The 16,421-nt window shown below is 32.6% G+C and carries 17 protein-coding genes and 1 riboswitch; all 17 genes read left to right on the top strand.

From position 1 onward, the window contains the following. Window positions 1-224 precede the first annotated feature (224 nt). The 17 genes from GQS57_RS12265 to trxA all read left to right on the top strand — a co-directional run bounded on the left by GQS57_RS12265 (window position 225) and on the right by trxA (window position 16,400). Window positions 225-488, top strand: a complete 264-nt coding sequence (locus GQS57_RS12265; RefSeq protein WP_165733137.1) for a DUF2061 domain-containing protein — start codon at window positions 225-227, stop codon at window positions 486-488. Continuing rightward, window positions 488-1,102: a phosphoadenosine phosphosulfate reductase family protein gene (locus GQS57_RS12260; RefSeq protein WP_165733136.1), complete on the top strand. Its 615-nt coding sequence runs from the start codon at window positions 488-490 to the stop codon at window positions 1,100-1,102. The genes GQS57_RS12265 and GQS57_RS12260 overlap by 1 nt, the downstream gene beginning before the upstream one ends. A gap of 10 nt (window positions 1,103-1,112) precedes the next feature. Beyond that, a complete protein-coding gene (gene cysD / locus GQS57_RS12255) occupies window positions 1,113-2,018 on the top strand; it encodes a sulfate adenylyltransferase subunit CysD (RefSeq protein ID WP_165733135.1) in 906 nt (301 codons plus the stop codon). A gap of 186 nt (window positions 2,019-2,204) precedes the next feature. Continuing rightward, window positions 2,205-3,452 (top strand): sulfate adenylyltransferase subunit 1, encoded by a 1,248-nt coding sequence (locus GQS57_RS12250; RefSeq protein WP_165733134.1) that lies wholly within the window; start codon window positions 2,205-2,207, stop codon window positions 3,450-3,452. A 49-nt stretch (window positions 3,453-3,501) separates the two neighbouring features. Further along, window positions 3,502-5,595: a HEPN domain-containing protein gene (locus tag GQS57_RS12245; RefSeq protein WP_165733133.1), complete on the top strand. Its 2,094-nt coding sequence runs from the start codon at window positions 3,502-3,504 to the stop codon at window positions 5,593-5,595. Between the two features lie 16 nt (window positions 5,596-5,611). Then, window positions 5,612-6,382 (top strand): uroporphyrinogen-III C-methyltransferase, encoded by a 771-nt coding sequence (gene cobA, locus GQS57_RS12240; protein WP_165733132.1) that lies wholly within the window; start codon window positions 5,612-5,614, stop codon window positions 6,380-6,382. Window positions 6,383-6,386: 4 nt separating this feature from the next. Further along, complete coding sequence (locus tag GQS57_RS12235) at window positions 6,387-6,971, top strand: bifunctional precorrin-2 dehydrogenase/sirohydrochlorin ferrochelatase (RefSeq protein ID WP_165733131.1); 585 nt, start codon at window positions 6,387-6,389, stop codon at window positions 6,969-6,971. 1 nt (window position 6,972) lies between these two features. Beyond that, window positions 6,973-8,028 (top strand): NAD(P)/FAD-dependent oxidoreductase, encoded by a 1,056-nt coding sequence (locus GQS57_RS12230; protein WP_165733130.1) that lies wholly within the window; start codon window positions 6,973-6,975, stop codon window positions 8,026-8,028. Between the two features lie 164 nt (window positions 8,029-8,192). Beyond that, entirely contained in the window at window positions 8,193-8,525 is a 333-nt protein-coding gene (locus GQS57_RS12225; RefSeq protein ID WP_165733129.1) for a 2Fe-2S iron-sulfur cluster-binding protein, read from the top strand. Between the two features lie 8 nt (window positions 8,526-8,533). Beyond that, window positions 8,534-9,292, top strand: a complete 759-nt coding sequence (gene epsC, locus GQS57_RS12220) for a serine O-acetyltransferase EpsC (protein ID WP_165733128.1) — start codon at window positions 8,534-8,536, stop codon at window positions 9,290-9,292. 1 nt (window position 9,293) lies between these two features. Continuing rightward, window positions 9,294-10,181: a cysteine synthase CysM gene (gene cysM, locus GQS57_RS12215; RefSeq protein ID WP_165733127.1), complete on the top strand. Its 888-nt coding sequence runs from the start codon at window positions 9,294-9,296 to the stop codon at window positions 10,179-10,181. 61 nt (window positions 10,182-10,242) lie between these two features. Continuing rightward, a riboswitch (SAM riboswitch) is annotated at window positions 10,243-10,368 on the top strand. 51 nt (window positions 10,369-10,419) lie between these two features. After that, a complete protein-coding gene (locus GQS57_RS12210; RefSeq protein WP_165733126.1) occupies window positions 10,420-11,436 on the top strand; it encodes a homocysteine S-methyltransferase family protein in 1,017 nt (338 codons plus the stop codon). A 46-nt stretch (window positions 11,437-11,482) separates the two neighbouring features. Continuing rightward, window positions 11,483-11,764 (top strand): antibiotic biosynthesis monooxygenase, encoded by a 282-nt coding sequence (locus GQS57_RS12205; protein ID WP_165733125.1) that lies wholly within the window; start codon window positions 11,483-11,485, stop codon window positions 11,762-11,764. Beyond that, window positions 11,764-14,439 (top strand): methionine synthase, encoded by a 2,676-nt coding sequence (gene metH, locus GQS57_RS12200; protein WP_165733124.1) that lies wholly within the window; start codon window positions 11,764-11,766, stop codon window positions 14,437-14,439. The genes GQS57_RS12205 and metH overlap by 1 nt, the downstream gene beginning before the upstream one ends. Window positions 14,440-14,495: 56 nt before the next feature. Further along, a complete protein-coding gene (locus GQS57_RS12195; protein ID WP_165733123.1) occupies window positions 14,496-14,732 on the top strand; it encodes a hypothetical protein in 237 nt (78 codons plus the stop codon). Window positions 14,733-14,910: 178 nt separating this feature from the next. Then, on the top strand, window positions 14,911-15,867 hold the full coding sequence (gene metF / locus GQS57_RS12190; RefSeq protein ID WP_165733122.1) for a methylenetetrahydrofolate reductase [NAD(P)H]: 957 nt from the start codon (window positions 14,911-14,913) through the stop codon (window positions 15,865-15,867). Window positions 15,868-16,082: 215 nt separating this feature from the next. Then, window positions 16,083-16,400 (top strand): thioredoxin, encoded by a 318-nt coding sequence (gene trxA / locus GQS57_RS12185; RefSeq protein ID WP_165733121.1) that lies wholly within the window; start codon window positions 16,083-16,085, stop codon window positions 16,398-16,400. The last annotated feature ends 21 nt before the right edge of the window (window positions 16,401-16,421 follow it).

Here is a 16,421-nt window from a genome sequence, read left to right as displayed (position 1 = left end):
TACATCTTTACAAATACATTTTATATTCCCTTTGTATTATTTTAATTACTAAATCCTTGTAGTAGTTACATATTCATAATTTATTTGCCGTTTTTTTATTAATCTACTAAATCTATAGGGTTTAGGTAATTTTAAAGATTTAATCCCGACTTTTTGTATAATAATAATGTAGATTTGCATACCCTATTAAAGTAGTAGGGTAATTATTTGAATTAATTTTTTTTATGATTTTAGACCAAATCATTTTTAGTAAAAAAGCACAGACTAAAGGTTTTAAAGAAGATAAAACTTCTGAAAAACCTTTACGAAGTGTGCTTAAGGCATTAAGTTGGAGAGTTATAGGTACAATAGATACTTTAATAGTGTCTTACCTCTTAACAGGGGAGTTATCAGTGGCTACTTCAATTGCATCAATAGATTTTTTAACAAAGTTAGTTTTATACTTTTTTCACGAGAGAGTATGGAATAAAATAAAATGGGGAAAGTAATGAGCTTAAACTTAACACAAGTTAACGCAGAATTAAAAGATAAAAGTCCAGCAGAAATTATAGCTTGGGCTATTTCTTTTGCTAAAAATCCAGTAATCACAACCAACTTCAGACCTTATGAAGTTGCAATTTTAAAAGCGGTTACGGATGTGCAAAAAGACATTAAAGTAATTTGGTGCGACACTGGTTACAATACGATGCAGACGTATAAACATGCAGAAGATATTATAGAAAAACTGAATTTAAATATTCATTTATATACACCAAAACAAACTGCTGCTCACAGAAATGTTGTTTTAGGAGTTCCTTCGGTAGAAGATCCAAAACATGTTTTGTTTACAGAACAAGTTAAGTTAGAACCATTTTCTAGAGCTATGAAAGAGCATCAACCAGATGTTTGGTTTACAAACTTAAGAAAAGGTCAAACTGCATTTAGAGACAGTATAGATGTTGTTTCTCAAAGTAAAGACGGTGTAGTAAAAGTGAGTCCGTTTTATAACTGGACAGATGAAGAATTAGACGCTTATTTAGTAGAACAAAATTTACCAAACGAGTTTACATATTTCGATCCAACAAAAGTAGAAAGTAACAGAGAATGTGGTTTACACATCTAAAAAGATAATTATGAGTAATACAACAATACAAGTAGATGCTTTAGAAAGTGAAGCAATTTATATTTTTAGAGAAGTTGTAGCGCAGTTCGAAAAACCTGTGTTGCTTTTTTCTGGAGGAAAAGACAGTATAACGTTAGTACGTTTAGCTCAAAAAGCATTTTATCCAGCAAAAATTCCTTTCCCTTTAATGCATATTGATACAGGTCATAATTTTCCTGAAACGATTGAATTTAGAGATCGTTTGGCTAAAGAATTAGGTGTTGAGTTAATTGTAAGAAATGTACAAGACAATATAGATTCTGGTAGAGTAAAAGAAGAAACTGGTAGATATGCAAGTAGAAATATGTTGCAAACAGAAACTTTATTAGACGCTATTGAAGAATTTGGTTTTGATGCTTGTATTGGAGGGGCAAGAAGAGATGAAGAAAAAGCAAGAGCAAAAGAAAGAATCTTTTCTGTAAGAGATGATTTTGGTCAGTGGGATGAAAAAAACCAACGTCCAGAAGTATTCGATATGTTAAACGGACGTATAGATTTAGGTCAGAATGTACGTGTTTTTCCAATTTCTAACTGGACAGAATTAGACGTTTGGTCTTATATAGAACAAGAAAATATCGAGATTCCATCAATCTATTTTGCACATAAAAGAAAAATATTTGTAAGAGACGGAATGATCTGGTCTGCAGATGATGAAGTTGTTTTTAGAGATGAAGAAGAAAAAGTAGAAGAAAGAATGGTTCGTTTTAGAACTGTTGGAGATATGAGTTGTACAGCGGCAGTTTTATCCGACGCAGTCGATATAGCAAAAGTTGTAGAAGAAATTAGAGATTCTTCCATTTCAGAAAGAGGTGCAAGAATAGATGATAAACGTTCGGAAGCAGCAATGGAGAAACGTAAACAACAAGGGTATTTTTAGAATACTTTGGGCGTTTTAACGGGCTTTCCACTATATCTTTTTTTGAAAAAACAAAAAAAGGATGTCGTTTCAATCCCTAACGCAACTATTTGCAAACACCTTACAAAATTTAATCGCTTTGTAAGTATTAAAAATGAATACAAATTAAGCTAAAAGCCAAAGGCCAATAGCGAACAGCTCATAAGAATGAAAGTATTAAAAATAGCAACAGCAGGAAGTGTAGATGATGGTAAGAGTACCTTAATTGGTCGTATTTTATACGATACAAAATCATTAACAGACGATAAGTTAGAAGCGATAGAAGAAAAAAGTAGACAACGTGGTTTTGACTATTTAGATTTCTCTTTAGCAACCGATGGTTTAGTTGCAGAACGTGAACAAGGAATTACTATTGATGTAGCGCATATCTATTTTTCTACACCAAGTAAAAGTTTCATTATAGCAGATACTCCAGGGCATATAGAATATACAAGAAACATGGTTACGGGTGCTTCAACAGCACAAGCTTCTATTGTTTTAATTGATGCAAGAAACGGAGTAATAGAACAAACATACAGACACTTTTTTATCAATAATTTATTGAGAATTAAAGATGTTGTAATTGCTATTAATAAAATGGATTTGGTTGAGTTTTCTGAAGAGAAATACAACACCATTAAAGCTGAAATTGAATATTTAGCAAGTAAAAGTGAGTACAAAGGTCAGAATTTAACGTTTATACCAATGTCTGCTTTACAAGGAGATAATGTGGTTCATAAATCTGAAAATACGCCTTGGTATAAAGGAGAAACGTTAATGCATCACTTAGAAAGATTAGATACAGAAGATATTAATGATGCTTCTCAAACTCGTTTTCCTGTGCAAACAGTTATCAGACCAAAGACGGAAGAATACCACGATTTTAGAGGATATGCAGGAAAGCTTTATGGAGGTGATTTAGCTGTTGGAGATGAGGTTGCAGTGTTACCATCGCAAACAAAATCTAAGATTAAAACAATTAATTTTTTCGATAAAGAATTTCAAGAAGCAAAAAGAGGAAGTTCTGTTACAATTACGTTAGAAGATAACGTAAATGTAAGTAGAGGAGATATGTTGGTAAAAGTAAATGAAGAACCAACAATTGCTAAAGAATTAACAGCAACTATCTGTTGGATGGATAAAGAGCCTTTAAAAGCTTCACAAAAATATTATATAAAACATGGTGTAAATGATGCACAAGCAAAAATTACACAATTGTCTAGTATTATAAAAACTGATTTTTCTGGTATTGAAGAAAATCCATCAGAATTGGTATTAAATCAAATAGGAGACATACAATTAAAGTTAAGTAAACCATTAGCTTTTGACTCTTATAAGAATAACAAATCAAATGGATCATTTATTTTAATAGATCCAAAAAGCAACAATACAGTAGGTGTAGGTTTTATAAAATAAACCAATTACCAACCAACTAGCAGCCATTACCAACCATCAATATTAAATCATGCAAAGTTTTAGAACAGAAATAGAAAACCAAGTTGTAGAAAGAGATATTATTGATTTAGCAGATAAAATTGCAAAATTCAATAATCTAGAAATAGACGAAGAGAAATTTAGAAGTTTACGTTTAGCAAGAGGTGTTTACGGTCAGCGTCAAGAAGGCGTACAAATGATTCGTATTAAATTGCCTTATGGTAAAGTAATGAGTAATCAATTACGCAGAATTTCTGAAGTTTCAGACGAGTATTCTAGAGGAAGATTACATATTACAACACGTCAAGATATTCAAATTCACTATGTAGATTTACAAAGAACGCCAGAATTATGGGCAGAATTAGAAAAAGATGAAGTTACTATACGTGAAGCATGTGGTAATGTTGTAAGAAATGTAACTGCCTCAGAAACTGCTGGTATTGATGTAAACGAGCCTTTTGATGTTTCTCCGTACGCAGATGCTGTTTTTAAATTCTTTTTACGTAACCCTATTTGTCAAGAAATGGGACGTAAATTTAAGGTTTCTTTTTCTTCTTCGGATGAAGATACAGGCCTATCCTATTTACATGATATCGGATATATTGCTAAAATAGAAAACGGAGTTAGAGGTTTTAAAGTGATGGTTGCAGGAGGATTAGGTTCTCAGCCTAGACATGCAGAAACTTTATATGAGTTTTTGCCTTCAGATAAAATTATTCCAGTAATGGAAGGTGTTTTAAGAGTTTTTGATCGTTATGGTGAACGTAAAAGTAGAGCCAAAGCAAGAATGAAATTCTTACTAAAAGATATCGGTTTAGAAGCTTTTAAAGAATTAGTAGCACAAGAACAAAAGGCTATCGAATTAAAAACGGTTGCAATAGATGCAGATGGTTATGTTGCGTCAACTCCAGTTTCTGTTGATGCTCCACAAGTAGAAATAAAAAATCAAGAAGCTTTTGATTTATGGAAATCGACCAACTTAATTCCACAAAAGCAAGCAGGTTATGTTGCAATCGGAATTAAAGTTTTATTAGGAGATTTTTATACAGATAAAGCACGTTTATTAGCCGATTTAGTAGATACATACGCAGCAGGAGAAATCCGTTTAACATTGCGTCAAAATATTGTTATTCCTTTTGTAAAAGAAGATTTAGTTCCTTATTTCTATCAAGAATTAGAAAAATTAGGTTTTGTAGAAGCAGGTTATAATAAGGCAGTAGATATTACCGCTTGTCCTGGTACAGATACGTGTAATTTAGGTATTGCAAGTAGTACAGGAATTGCAGCAGAACTAGAAAAAGTAATTGCTGCGGAATACCCGCAGTATTTAAAAAATGAAGATCTTGTTATTAAGATTAGTGGTTGTATGAATGCTTGTGGGCAACACAACATGGCAAACATTGGTTTTCAAGGAATGACTGTAAGAACACCAGATAAATTAGTTGCGCCAGCGTTACAAGTTTTATTAGGTGGTGGAAATTTAGGAAACGGAAAAGCACTTTTTGCAGATAAAGTAGTAAAAGTACCAAGTAAAAGAGGACCAGAAGCATTACGTAGAATCTTTAATGATTTTGAAGCAAATGCAGCTGGAAAATCTTTTGTAGAGTATTATAAAGTGACAGGTGAGCGTTATTTTTATGACTTATTAAACGATTTACAAGATGTTACTAATTTAACTCAAGAAGATTTTATTGATTGGGGAGAAGAAGAGAAATATTTAAAAGAAATAGGAATTGGAGAATGTGCAGGTGTTGTGATCGATTTAATTGCCACTTTATTTTTAGAAAGTGATGAGAAAATTGAAAATGCAAATGAAGCTTTTACAAACGGAGTATATTCTGGTGCTATTTATTATGCATATCAGTCTATTGTAAACTCTGCAAAAGCATCATTATTAGCGGCGGATAAGAAAACAAATACACATGCAAGTATTGTATCTCAATTTGATGAGTTCTTTATTTCTTCAGAAAAAATAGATTTAGGAGGTTCTTTTGCCGATTTGATTTATCAAATTAATAAGTTTGCTCCAACAGAAGAATTTGCAAAGAAGTATATTAGCGATGCAAATACGTTTTTACAGAAAGTAAGAGCTTTTAGAAATGCTGAAACTGCAATTGCAGAGTAAGTTATACAAGAATAAAATGAGTTTAAAAACCCCAAAGTTAACCGTTGTAGGAGCAGGTCCTGGAGATATAGATTTAATAACAGTAAAAGCTATAAAGGTTTTAAAAACTGCCGATGTAGTTTTATATGATGCTTTGGTGAATGAAGAATTATTAGCATATATAAATCCGGAAGCCGAACAAATTTTCGTTGGAAAACGCAGAGGGTGTTATAAATATCAACAAGAACAAATTAATGAGTTAATTGTTGAACGAGCAAAATCTAGCGGACATGTAGTTCGTTTAAAAGGTGGAGATCCATTTATTTTTGGAAGAGGTGCAGAAGAAATGGAATATGCAGCAAATTTAGGTTTAGAGGTTGCGGTTGTTCCAGGAATTTCATCTTCGTTAGCAGTAGCTGCTTATCAAAATATACCTTTAACAAAACGTGGAAGTGCAGAGAGTTTTTGGGTAATTACAGGAACCACAAAAGATCATAAAATTTCTAATGATATAGAGTTGGCTGCAAAGTCTAACGCAACTATTGTGGTGTTAATGGGAATGAGTAAACTGCCTCAAATTGTAAAATTATTTCAAGCTGAAGGTAAAAATAATTTACCTGTAGCCATTATTCAAAGAGGTACTACTTCTAGAGAGAAACTAGGAATTGGTACGGTTGATACTATAGAAAAAATTGTTGCTGATAATGAATTGAAAAACCCTGCAATTATTGTGTTGGGTGAAGTAGTAAAACATCGTCAGGTAATTTTAGATATTCAAGAACAATATGCAAATGAATTAAAAGGATAGGTTTATGGAAAGAAATAATTTATACCCTATTTTCTTAAAAACTAAAAACCTTCAGGTTTTAATAATTGGAGGTGGTTTTGTTGCAGAAGAAAAATTGACGTTCTTATTAAAATCGAGTCCAGATGCAAATGTAACCATGGTTTCTCCTATGTTTAGAGAAGGCACAACTGCATTAGCAAAGAAGGGAAACGTAAAACTGATTAAAGAAAAATATAATAAACGGTATTTAAAAGGAAAACATATTGTTGTGGCAACAACAGAGTTTCCTGAAGTAAACGAAAAGGTTTATAAACATTGTAGAAAGCGAAGTATATTGGTAAATGTTGCTGATAATCCTCCTTTTTGTGATTTTTATATGGGCGGAATTGTAACCAAAGGAAATGTAAAAGTAGCCATTTCTACCAACGGAAAATCGCCAACAACAGCCAAAAGATTGCGTCAGTTTTTTGAGGATGTAATTCCAGAAAACGTAGATGATTTAGTTAAGAATTTAAACGAGTTTAGAAAAACAATAAAAGGAGATTTCGAAGAAAAAGTGGAAACACTAAACGAATTCACCAAAGGATTAATAGAGAAAAAAGAATCTTAAGATGATTACAACAGACATACTTATTATTGGAGCAGGACCAACGGGGTTATTCACAGTTTTTGAAGCTGGTTTATTAAAATTAAAATGTCATTTAATTGATGCGTTACCACAACCTGGTGGGCAGTGTTCTGAGATTTATCCGAAGAAACCTATTTATGATATTCCTGCATATCCAGAAATTTTAGCAGGAGATTTAACACATAAGTTAATAGAGCAAACAAAGCAATTTGAACCTGGTTTTACCTTAGGAGAAAGAGCAGAAACGATAGATAAGCAAGACGATGGTACTTTTATTGTTACAACAAATAAAGGAACAAAACACCATGCTAAAATTGTTGCAATTGCTGGTGGTTTAGGTTCTTTTGAGCCAAGAAAGCCATTGATACCTAACATTGCAGATTTTGAAGATAAAGGTGTTGAATATATTATTAAAGAACCAGAATTTTATAGAGATAAAAAAGTAGTAATTTCTGGTGGTGGAGATTCTGCCTTAGATTGGGCTGTCTTCTTGTCTGATGTAGCATCAGAAGTAACTTTAATTCATAGAAGAAATGAATTTAGAGGCGCTTTAGATTCTGTAGAAAAAGTACAAGAATTAAAGAATTTAGGGAAAATTAGAATGATAACTCCTGCGGAAGTAAAAGGGATTATCGGTACAGATAAAGTAACAGGTGTTGCTGTAGAGAAAAAAGGAGAAGATGCTTTTATTGTAGATACAGATCATTTTATTCCTTTATTCGGATTGTCTCCAAAATTAGGTCCAATTGGTAATTGGGGATTAGAGATAGAAAAAAATGCAATTAAAGTAAATAATGCTTTAGATTATCAAACAAATATTCCTGGAATTTATGCTATTGGTGATGTAAACACGTATCCTGGTAAATTAAAATTAATTCTTTGTGGTTTTCACGAAGCAACTTTAATGTGTCAGAGTGCTTATAAAAGAATTTTTCCGGATAAGAAATACGTTATGAAATATACTACTGTTGGTGGTGTAGAAGGATTTGATGGAACAAGAAAAGATGCACCAAAAGCAGTTGTAAAAGCTATTCAGTAATTTTTTTAGCAAGTTTTCAAAAACCTTATTTGTATAAAATTGTTAGGTTTACTTAATTTAGTAGACAATTAATAAAGAGAATAACATAGACCTCAAAGGTTTTAAAAACCTTTGAGGTCTAACCAAACAAATTTATTACTTTTGGCTTTGGTAAAAAATGTATAATGAGCGTAGATATAAATATTAAAATAACTGATAGAAATGGTGTACAGCATGAAGTTGTAGCACCTACAGACATGGCAATGAACCTTATGGAAGTTGTTCGTTCTTACGAATTAGCAGAAGAAGGAACTATTGGTATTTGTGGCGGAATGGCTATGTGTGCTTCTTGTCAGTGTTATGTAAATTCAGATCACGAATTACCAGAAATGACAGATGATGAAGATGCTATGTTAGCAGAAGCATTTAATGTTGAAGACAATAGTAGATTGGGCTGTCAAATACAAATGACGCCAGCAATGGACGGGTTAGAAGTAGTATTAGCTCCAGAAATGTAAAAGCTAAAATGAAAGAAACAGCACAAATAATTACGTTTAAGAACTACAGCATGTGTTTAAGAGATGCCGTAGAAATTTTCACCAAACAGTTAATTAATAATTTGTTTGATGAACGTCATTTGTCTGAAAGTGGTGCAGAAACAAGATTAAAGTTTTTAAAAATTTTAGAAAGATTATCCGTTGAAAACGGAGGAAATTTGTGGAGTGATTTTGAAAATTCTTTTGTTTCTATTCGTCAAAAATTAGATTTAGATGCTGCTGCTTCAGAAAAAAATGATCCTGCTGCTAAAAGTTTAGAAGAAATTTACTTAGCATATCCAGGATTTTATGCAATTGCAGTGTATCGCTTAAGTCACCAATTATTAAACTTAGGAATCCCTGTTTTTCCAAGAATAATGAGTGAGTATGCACACAGCAAAACCGGTACAGAGATTCATCCAGGAGCAGAAATAGGAGCTTCTTTTCATATAGATCACGGAACAGGAACTGTAATAGGAGAATCTGCAATTATAAAAGATAATGTACAGATTTTTCAAGGCGTAACTTTAGGAGGAATACAAGTAAAGAAAAGTTTAGCATCCACCAAAAGACATCCTACCATAGAAAGTGGTGTTGTTATTTATGCAAATGCTACCATTTTAGGAGGAGATGTTGTAATAGGGAAAAACTCTGTAATTGGAGCCAATGTTTGTATTATGGAATCCGTTCCAGAAAATTCGGTGGTAACAGTGAAATCAGAAAATAATATTTTTCAAAAAAGAAATTAGAATGAAAACCAAAAGCATCATAGATTTTGTTGGAAATACACCACTTGTAGAGGTACAAAATATCTTAAAGAAAGAAGGTGTTACTTTATTATTAAAACTAGAAGGGAACAATCCTGGAGGAAGTGTAAAGGATAGAGCAGCTTATTATATGATTTCTGAAGCTATTAAAAGAAAAAATATAAAGAAAGGTGATACTTTAGTAGAGGCAACAAGCGGAAACACAGGTATTGCATTGGCTTTAATGGCAAAAGTTTTAGGTGTAAATATGGTACTTACAATGCCAGAAAACTCTACTATAGAACGTGTTAAAACAATGAGAGCCTACGGGGCAAAAGTAATTTTAACTCCTGCAGATGAGGGGATTGAAGGTGCAATTGATTATGCTTTAAAGCTAAAATATAAAAAGGGATACTTTCGTTTAAATCAGTTTGATAATTTTGACAATCCGAAAGCACATTTTAATACAACAGGACCAGAAATTTGGAGAGATACAGAAGGAGAAGTAACTCATTTTGTTTCTGCCATGGGAACTACTGGAACTATTACTGGAGTTTCTGATTATTTAAAATCACAAAACGAAAACATCACCATTATTGGAGCACAGCCAACTGAAGGGGCAAAAATACCTGGAATTAGAAAGTGGTCTGAAGAATATATGCCAGCTATTTTTAAAGCTAAAAAAATAGATCAAATATTTGAAGTAAGTGAAGAAGAGGCAAAAGAAATGACGGTTCGTTTGGCAAAAGAAGAAGGCATTTTTGCAGGAATGAGTAGTGGAGGATCTGTTGCTACCGCGTTAAAAGTAGCAAAATCAATAGATAAAGGTGTTATTGTTGCTATTATTTGCGATAGAGGAGATCGTTATTTATCATCAGATATCTACGAATAAATTATTAAAACAAGAAAAAAGTTCGTTACTTTGTAACGTAATTTAGTTCATTTATTAAATATTGTTATCAAGAAAGGTTGAGGGATTAGACCCGAGGAAGCCTTGGCAACCCTTTATCTTTAAAGAAGGTGCTAATTTCTACTGATTCTTTCTGAACTAGGTTCAGAACCTTTCAGAGAGATAACGGAAAAAGTATCAATTCTTCTTTTCCTGATAACACAAAAATTAATTTTCAGGAATGTCAAATATATACAAAGCTTTACAAGAAAGAATTTTGGTTTTAGATGGTGCCATGGGTACTATGCTACAAGCCTATAAATTCACGGAAGAAGATTTTAGAGGAGAACGTTTTAAAGACTATCCATCACCTTTACAAGGTAATAATGACTTGTTATCAATTACGCAACCAGAAGCAATAAAAACCATTCATGGTAAATATTTTGAAGCTGGTGCAGATATTATAGAAACCAATACTTTTTCTGGAACTACTATTGCAATGGCAGATTATCAGATGGAAAATTTAGTGTATGAACTAAATTATCAATCAGCAAAAATTGCCAAAGAAGTTGCAAATGAGTTTACAGCAAAAGAACCACACAAACCTCGTTTTGTAGCAGGTTCTATTGGTCCAACAAACAGAACTGCAAGTATGTCTCCAGATGTAAATGATCCGGGTTATAGAGCAGTAACTTTTGATGAATTAAGAATTGCTTATAAACAACAAGTTGAAGCATTATTAGATGGTGGTGCCGACTTATTGTTAGTAGAAACGGTGTTTGATACTCTAAATGCCAAAGCAGCATTATTTGCTATTGAAGAAGTAAAAGACGAGCGTAGTATTGATGTTCCAATTATGTTAAGTGGTACCATTACAGATGCTTCTGGTAGAACTTTATCTGGGCAAACTGCGGAAGCTTTTTTAATTTCTGTATCTCACATTCCTTTATTATCTGTAGGGTTTAATTGTGCTTTAGGAGCCAATTTATTACAACCCCATTTACAAGCTATTGCAAACAAAACAGATTTTGCTATTTCTGCACATCCAAATGCAGGATTGCCAAATGCTTTTGGAGAGTATGATGAAACTGCAGAAGAAATGGGAGAGCAGATAGAAGAGTATTTAAAGAAAGATTTAATCAATATTATCGGTGGATGTTGTGGAACATCACCAGAACATATTAGTGAGATTGCAAGGATTTCGGGAAAATATAAGCCAAGAGCCTTTGTTGTAAATAAACAGGTTTTAGATATATAAAAAGCAGTGCTACGCAAGTAGTAATCTCAAAATAAATAAAAGGAAAGTGATTCTAGAAGTAGCCATTTTAAACATAAAAGTAGGCCTTTCAAAAGATTTTGAGTTTAATTTTAAGAAGGCAGAAAAGATTATTTCTTCTATGAAAGGATATAGCTCTCATCAATTAAAGAAATGTGTTGAACAAGATGACAAATATATTTTATTGGTCAGTTGGCAAACAATAGAGGATCACGAGGTTGGATTTAGAAAATCTGATGAATATGAACAATGGAAAGAATTATTGCATCATTTTTATGAACCATTTCCAATAGTAGAACATTACATATAATGAAAGTGAAACAAACAAAATATATGCGTTTATCAGGATTAGAACCTCTAGTCTTGAATGAAAATAGCAATTTTATCAATGTAGGAGAACGTACAAATGTTGCAGGTTCTCGTAAGTTTTTACGATTGATAAAAAACGAGCAATTTGATGAAGCTTTAGATATTGCAAGACATCAAGTAGATGGTGGCGCACAAATTATAGATATTAATTTTGATGACGGTTTAATTGACGGGAAACAAGCCATGGTTCGTTTTTTAAATTTAATTGCAGCAGAACCAGATATTTGTAGAGTGCCAATTATGATTGATAGCTCTAAGTGGGAGATCATAGAAGCAGGTTTACAAGTTGTTCAAGGAAAATGCGTTGTAAACTCAATTTCACTTAAAGAAGGAAAAGAAAAATTTATTTGGGAAGCAAAACAAATAAAACGATATGGTGCTGCTGTAATTGTAATGGCTTTTGATGCCGAAGGACAAGCAGATAACTATGATCGTAGAATTGAAATTGCTAAAAAATCGTATGATATTCTAGTAGATGAAGTTGGTTTTCCTAGTGAAGATATTATTTTCGATTTAAATATATTTCCTGTTGCAACAGGAATGGATGAGCACAGAAGAAATGCCATCGATTTTATTGAAGCTACACGTTGGGTAAGAGAAAATTTACCAAACGCAAGTGTTAGTGGAGGTGTTAGTAACGTGTCGTTTTCTTTTAGGGGAAATGACGGAGTTAGAGAGGCAATGCATTCAGTGTTTTTATATTATGCGATTCAGGCAGGTATGAACATAGGAATTGTAAATCCTGCACTTTTAGAAGTGTATGATAATATTCCGAAAGATTTATTAGAACGCGTAGAAGATGTGATTCTTGATAGAAGAGAAGATGCAACGGAGCGTTTATTAGATTTTGCTGATACAGTAAAAGGTTCTAAAGTAGAAAAAACGGTAGATTTATCCTGGAGAGAAAACCCTTTACAAGATAGAATTACACATGCTTTGGTAAAAGGAATTGATGCTTTTATTATTGAAGATATAGAACAAGCAAGACAAGAAGCAACCTCGCCAATAGAAGTAATTGAAGGTCATTTAATGATTGGAATGAATGTGGTTGGAGATTTATTTGGAGCAGGAAAAATGTTTTTGCCGCAAGTAGTAAAATCTGCACGTGTAATGAAAAAAGCGGTAGGTTATTTAAATCCGTTTATTGAAGCAGAAAAAGGAGACAAGCAAGAGCCTGTTGGTAAAATATTAATGGCGACTGTAAAAGGTGACGTGCATGATATTGGTAAGAATATTGTGAGTGTTGTTTTAGCGTGTAATAACTACGAAATTGTAGATTTAGGCGTAATGGTTCCACCAGAAAAAATTATTGAAATGGCTATTAGCGAACGTGTAGACGCTATTGGTTTGTCTGGTTTAATTACACCCTCTTTAGATGAAATGGTGTATTTAGCAAAAGAAATGCAACGTAAGAATTTTGTGTTGCCTTTGTTAATTGGTGGTGCAACAACCTCTAAAGCGCACACTGCAGTAAAAATTGATACGCAATATACAAATGCGGTGGTGCATGTAAATGATGCTTCTAGAGCAGTAACTGTTGTAGGTGATTTATTAAATAAGAAAACATCTCATGAGTACGTTGCTAAAATGAAAAAAGATTATGATGAATTTAGAACTAAGTTTTTAAAACGAGGTAAAGAAAAATCATACATTTCATTAAAAGAAGCACGTAAGCGTAAATATAAAATAGATTGGGAAACGTCTGAAATTGTAAAGCCTAATGAATTAGGTATTCAGACTTTAGAACAATTAAGTTTAAAAGAATTATTACCTTTTATAGATTGGAGTCCGTTTTTTAGAAGTTGGGATTTACATGGTAAGTTTCCAGCTATTTTAAAGGATGAGGTTGTTGGTGAGCAAGCTACTATTATGTATGATGAAGCTCAGGCAATGATTAAAGAAATTATTGCGAAACAATTGTTAAAACCAAAAGCTGTTTTTGGTTTGTTTGAGGCAAATACTATAAATGACGATGATATAGCTGTAAAGAAAAAAGGAGGAGAAGAATTTATTTTTAGAACTTTACGTCAGCAATTAAAGAAGAGAGAAGGAATTCCGAATCATGCGTTATCAGATTTTATTGCACCAAAAGAAACTGGTAGAACAGATTATATAGGATCATTTTGTGTAGGGATTTTTGGAGCACAAGAATTAGCAGAAAGCTATAAGGCAAAAGAAGACGATTACAATGCAATTATGGCGCAAGCTATTGCAGACCGTTTTGCAGAAGCTATGGCAGAATATCTGCACAAACAAGTTAGAACGAAACATTGGGGTTCTGATTCAGATGAAGGTTTAACAAATGATGATCTAATAAAAGAAAGTTACAAAGGGATACGTCCTGCACCAGGATATCCTGCGTGTCCAGATCATTTAGAAAAAGAAACCATTTGGGATTTGCTTAAAGTGGAAGAAAATATTGGTGTTACATTAACAGAAAGTATGGCAATGTGGCCAGCGGCAGCAGTATCTGGATATTATTTTGCAAACAAAGAAGCTAAATATTTTGGTTTGGGTAAAATTACAGATGATCAGGTAACAGATTATTCAACAAGAAAAGGAATTACAAAGGAGAAAGCTAGAAAATGGTTGCATCCAACACTTGCTGAAGAATAATAATTAACTCTGAAAGGGTTAAAACCTTTCAGAGTTATTCTCACAAAAAAATATATATGGAGTTTATAGAATTACATTTAGGAAGTTATGTTATCTCTCATGGTTTTGATAAAAACAATAAGGAGAAAATGACTCCAATTGCAGCAGAGAAATTTGGAAAGAAGTTAATTGCAGTTTCTAGAATTAAATCTTTAAGCGAAAAATATATTCTGACTGATTATGTAGATGGAAGATGGATTTATTGGGAATACAAAGAAGATTTCGAAGATGTAAAAAAGCTGCTTAACAGGTAGCGTTAGCGATTGAAACCTTTCGACTACGCTCAAGATAGGCTCTATCCTTTTTGCTTTTTCGGCAAAAAGATATAGAGTAAAGCGCGACCCTTGTGGTAACGCTCAAAAAGATAAAATAAATATTAATACAAAATAACCCGCAACAGTTTCCCTCCTTTGGAGGGATTAAGGGAGGCTAATGAAAGTTACAGATCACATTAAAAATGCAAATGGTAAAACATTATTTTCTTTTGAAGTAATACCACCTCAGAAGGGAAAAAATATTCAAGATTTATACAACAATATAGATCCTTTAATGGAATTTAATCCACCTTTTATAGACGTAACAACTTCAAGAGAAGAATATGTTTACGTGGATAAAGGAAACGGACTTTTAGACAAGAGAATTACTAGAATGCGCCCAGGAACGGTAGGTATTTGTGCTTCTATTATGCATAAATATCAGGTAGATGCAATTCCGCATTTATTGTGTGGAGGTTTTACCAAAGAAGAAACCGAGTACGTTTTGGTAGATTGCCATTATTTAGGATTGGATAACGTGGTTGCGCTAAGAGGAGATGCTAGAAAAGATGAATCTTATTTTAAAGCAACCCAAGGAGGTAATGCCTTTGCGAGCGATTTGGTACAACAAATATCTGATTTAAATAAAGGAAAATATTTACATGATGATATTAAAGTAGAGCATAATTATGATTTTTGTGTGGGTGTTGCAGGATATCCGGAAAAACACATGGAATCTCCGTCTTTAAATACAGATTTAAAACGTTTGAAGCAAAAGGTAGATGCGGGTGCAGATTATGTGGTAACACAAATGTTTTTTGATAATAATAAATATTTCGAGTTTGTTAAAAAAGCTAGAGAAATAGGAATTACAGTGCCAATTATACCAGGAATTAAACCACTTGCTGTAAAAAGACATTTACAGGTTTTACCACAAGTTTTTAAAATAGATTTACCAGAAGATTTAATTGATGCTGTAGAAGGTTGTAAAGATAATAAAGCGGTAAGACAGGTTGGTATTGAGTTTGCTATTCAGCAATCTAAGGAGTTAAAAGAGGCAGGCGTACCATTTTTACACTATTATTCTATGGGTAAAAGTGATAATATACATGCAATTGCATCTAAATTATTTTAAAATAATAAAGTGTAGTTTCTTTAATTAGGAATTAAATTTATAGAGAATCATCAGAAAACTACTTTAAAACAGTGTTTTTTTGATGATTCTCTATTTGTATGCATAACAACTATTTATAGACAAATAGGAAAAAGTAATTTTTAAGAAAACTACTAAGTGAATAAAATGATTACTTTTGTAGTTCGAAATTGAAATAATAATTTAAAAATATAAAAATGGCATTAGAAATTACAGACGCAAACTTTGACGAATTAGTATTAAAATCTGACAAACCAGTATTAGTAGATTTTTGGGCAGCTTGGTGTGGACCATGTAGAATGGTAGGGCCAATTGTTGATGAAATTCATACTGAGTATGAAGGAAAAGCCGTAGTTGGTAAAGTAGATGTTGATGCTAACCAAGAATTTGCAGCAAAATACGGAGTACGTAACATACCAACTGTTTTAATCTTTAAGAACGGAGAAGTTGTAGACAAACAAGTAGGTGTTGCTCCTAAAAATGTGTATACAGGAAAAATCGATGCAGCTATATAAGTAGTATTCATCTTTTATAAT

Origin of the sequence: Polaribacter sp. 20A6, from assembly GCF_011378915.1 — a bacterium.
Lineage (GTDB): Bacteria > Bacteroidota > Bacteroidia > Flavobacteriales > Flavobacteriaceae > Polaribacter > Polaribacter sejongensis.
This window is presented reverse-complemented; position numbering and strand designations above follow the sequence as displayed.

Coding starts and splice junctions, on each gene's coding strand:
- GQS57_RS12260 (WP_165733136.1), top strand. CDS start 488: ATGAGCTTAAACTTAACACAAGTTAACGCAGAATTAAAAGATAAAAGT.
- GQS57_RS12195 (WP_165733123.1), top strand. CDS start 14,496: ATGGAGTTTATAGAATTACATTTAGGAAGTTATGTTATCTCTCATGGT.
- GQS57_RS12225 (WP_165733129.1), top strand. CDS start 8,193: ATGAGCGTAGATATAAATATTAAAATAACTGATAGAAATGGTGTACAG.
- cysM (WP_165733127.1), top strand. CDS start 9,294: ATGAAAACCAAAAGCATCATAGATTTTGTTGGAAATACACCACTTGTA.
- epsC (WP_165733128.1), top strand. CDS start 8,534: ATGAAAGAAACAGCACAAATAATTACGTTTAAGAACTACAGCATGTGT.
- metH (WP_165733124.1), top strand. CDS start 11,764: ATGAAAGTGAAACAAACAAAATATATGCGTTTATCAGGATTAGAACCT.
- cobA (WP_165733132.1), top strand. CDS start 5,612: ATGAGTTTAAAAACCCCAAAGTTAACCGTTGTAGGAGCAGGTCCTGGA.
- GQS57_RS12235 (WP_165733131.1), top strand. CDS start 6,387: ATGGAAAGAAATAATTTATACCCTATTTTCTTAAAAACTAAAAACCTT.
- GQS57_RS12230 (WP_165733130.1), top strand. CDS start 6,973: ATGATTACAACAGACATACTTATTATTGGAGCAGGACCAACGGGGTTA.
- GQS57_RS12245 (WP_165733133.1), top strand. CDS start 3,502: ATGCAAAGTTTTAGAACAGAAATAGAAAACCAAGTTGTAGAAAGAGAT.
- metF (WP_165733122.1), top strand. CDS start 14,911: ATGAAAGTTACAGATCACATTAAAAATGCAAATGGTAAAACATTATTT.
- cysD (WP_165733135.1), top strand. CDS start 1,113: ATGAGTAATACAACAATACAAGTAGATGCTTTAGAAAGTGAAGCAATT.
- GQS57_RS12210 (WP_165733126.1), top strand. CDS start 10,420: ATGTCAAATATATACAAAGCTTTACAAGAAAGAATTTTGGTTTTAGAT.
- trxA (WP_165733121.1), top strand. CDS start 16,083: ATGGCATTAGAAATTACAGACGCAAACTTTGACGAATTAGTATTAAAA.
- GQS57_RS12250 (WP_165733134.1), top strand. CDS start 2,205: ATGAAAGTATTAAAAATAGCAACAGCAGGAAGTGTAGATGATGGTAAG.
- GQS57_RS12265 (WP_165733137.1), top strand. CDS start 225: ATGATTTTAGACCAAATCATTTTTAGTAAAAAAGCACAGACTAAAGGT.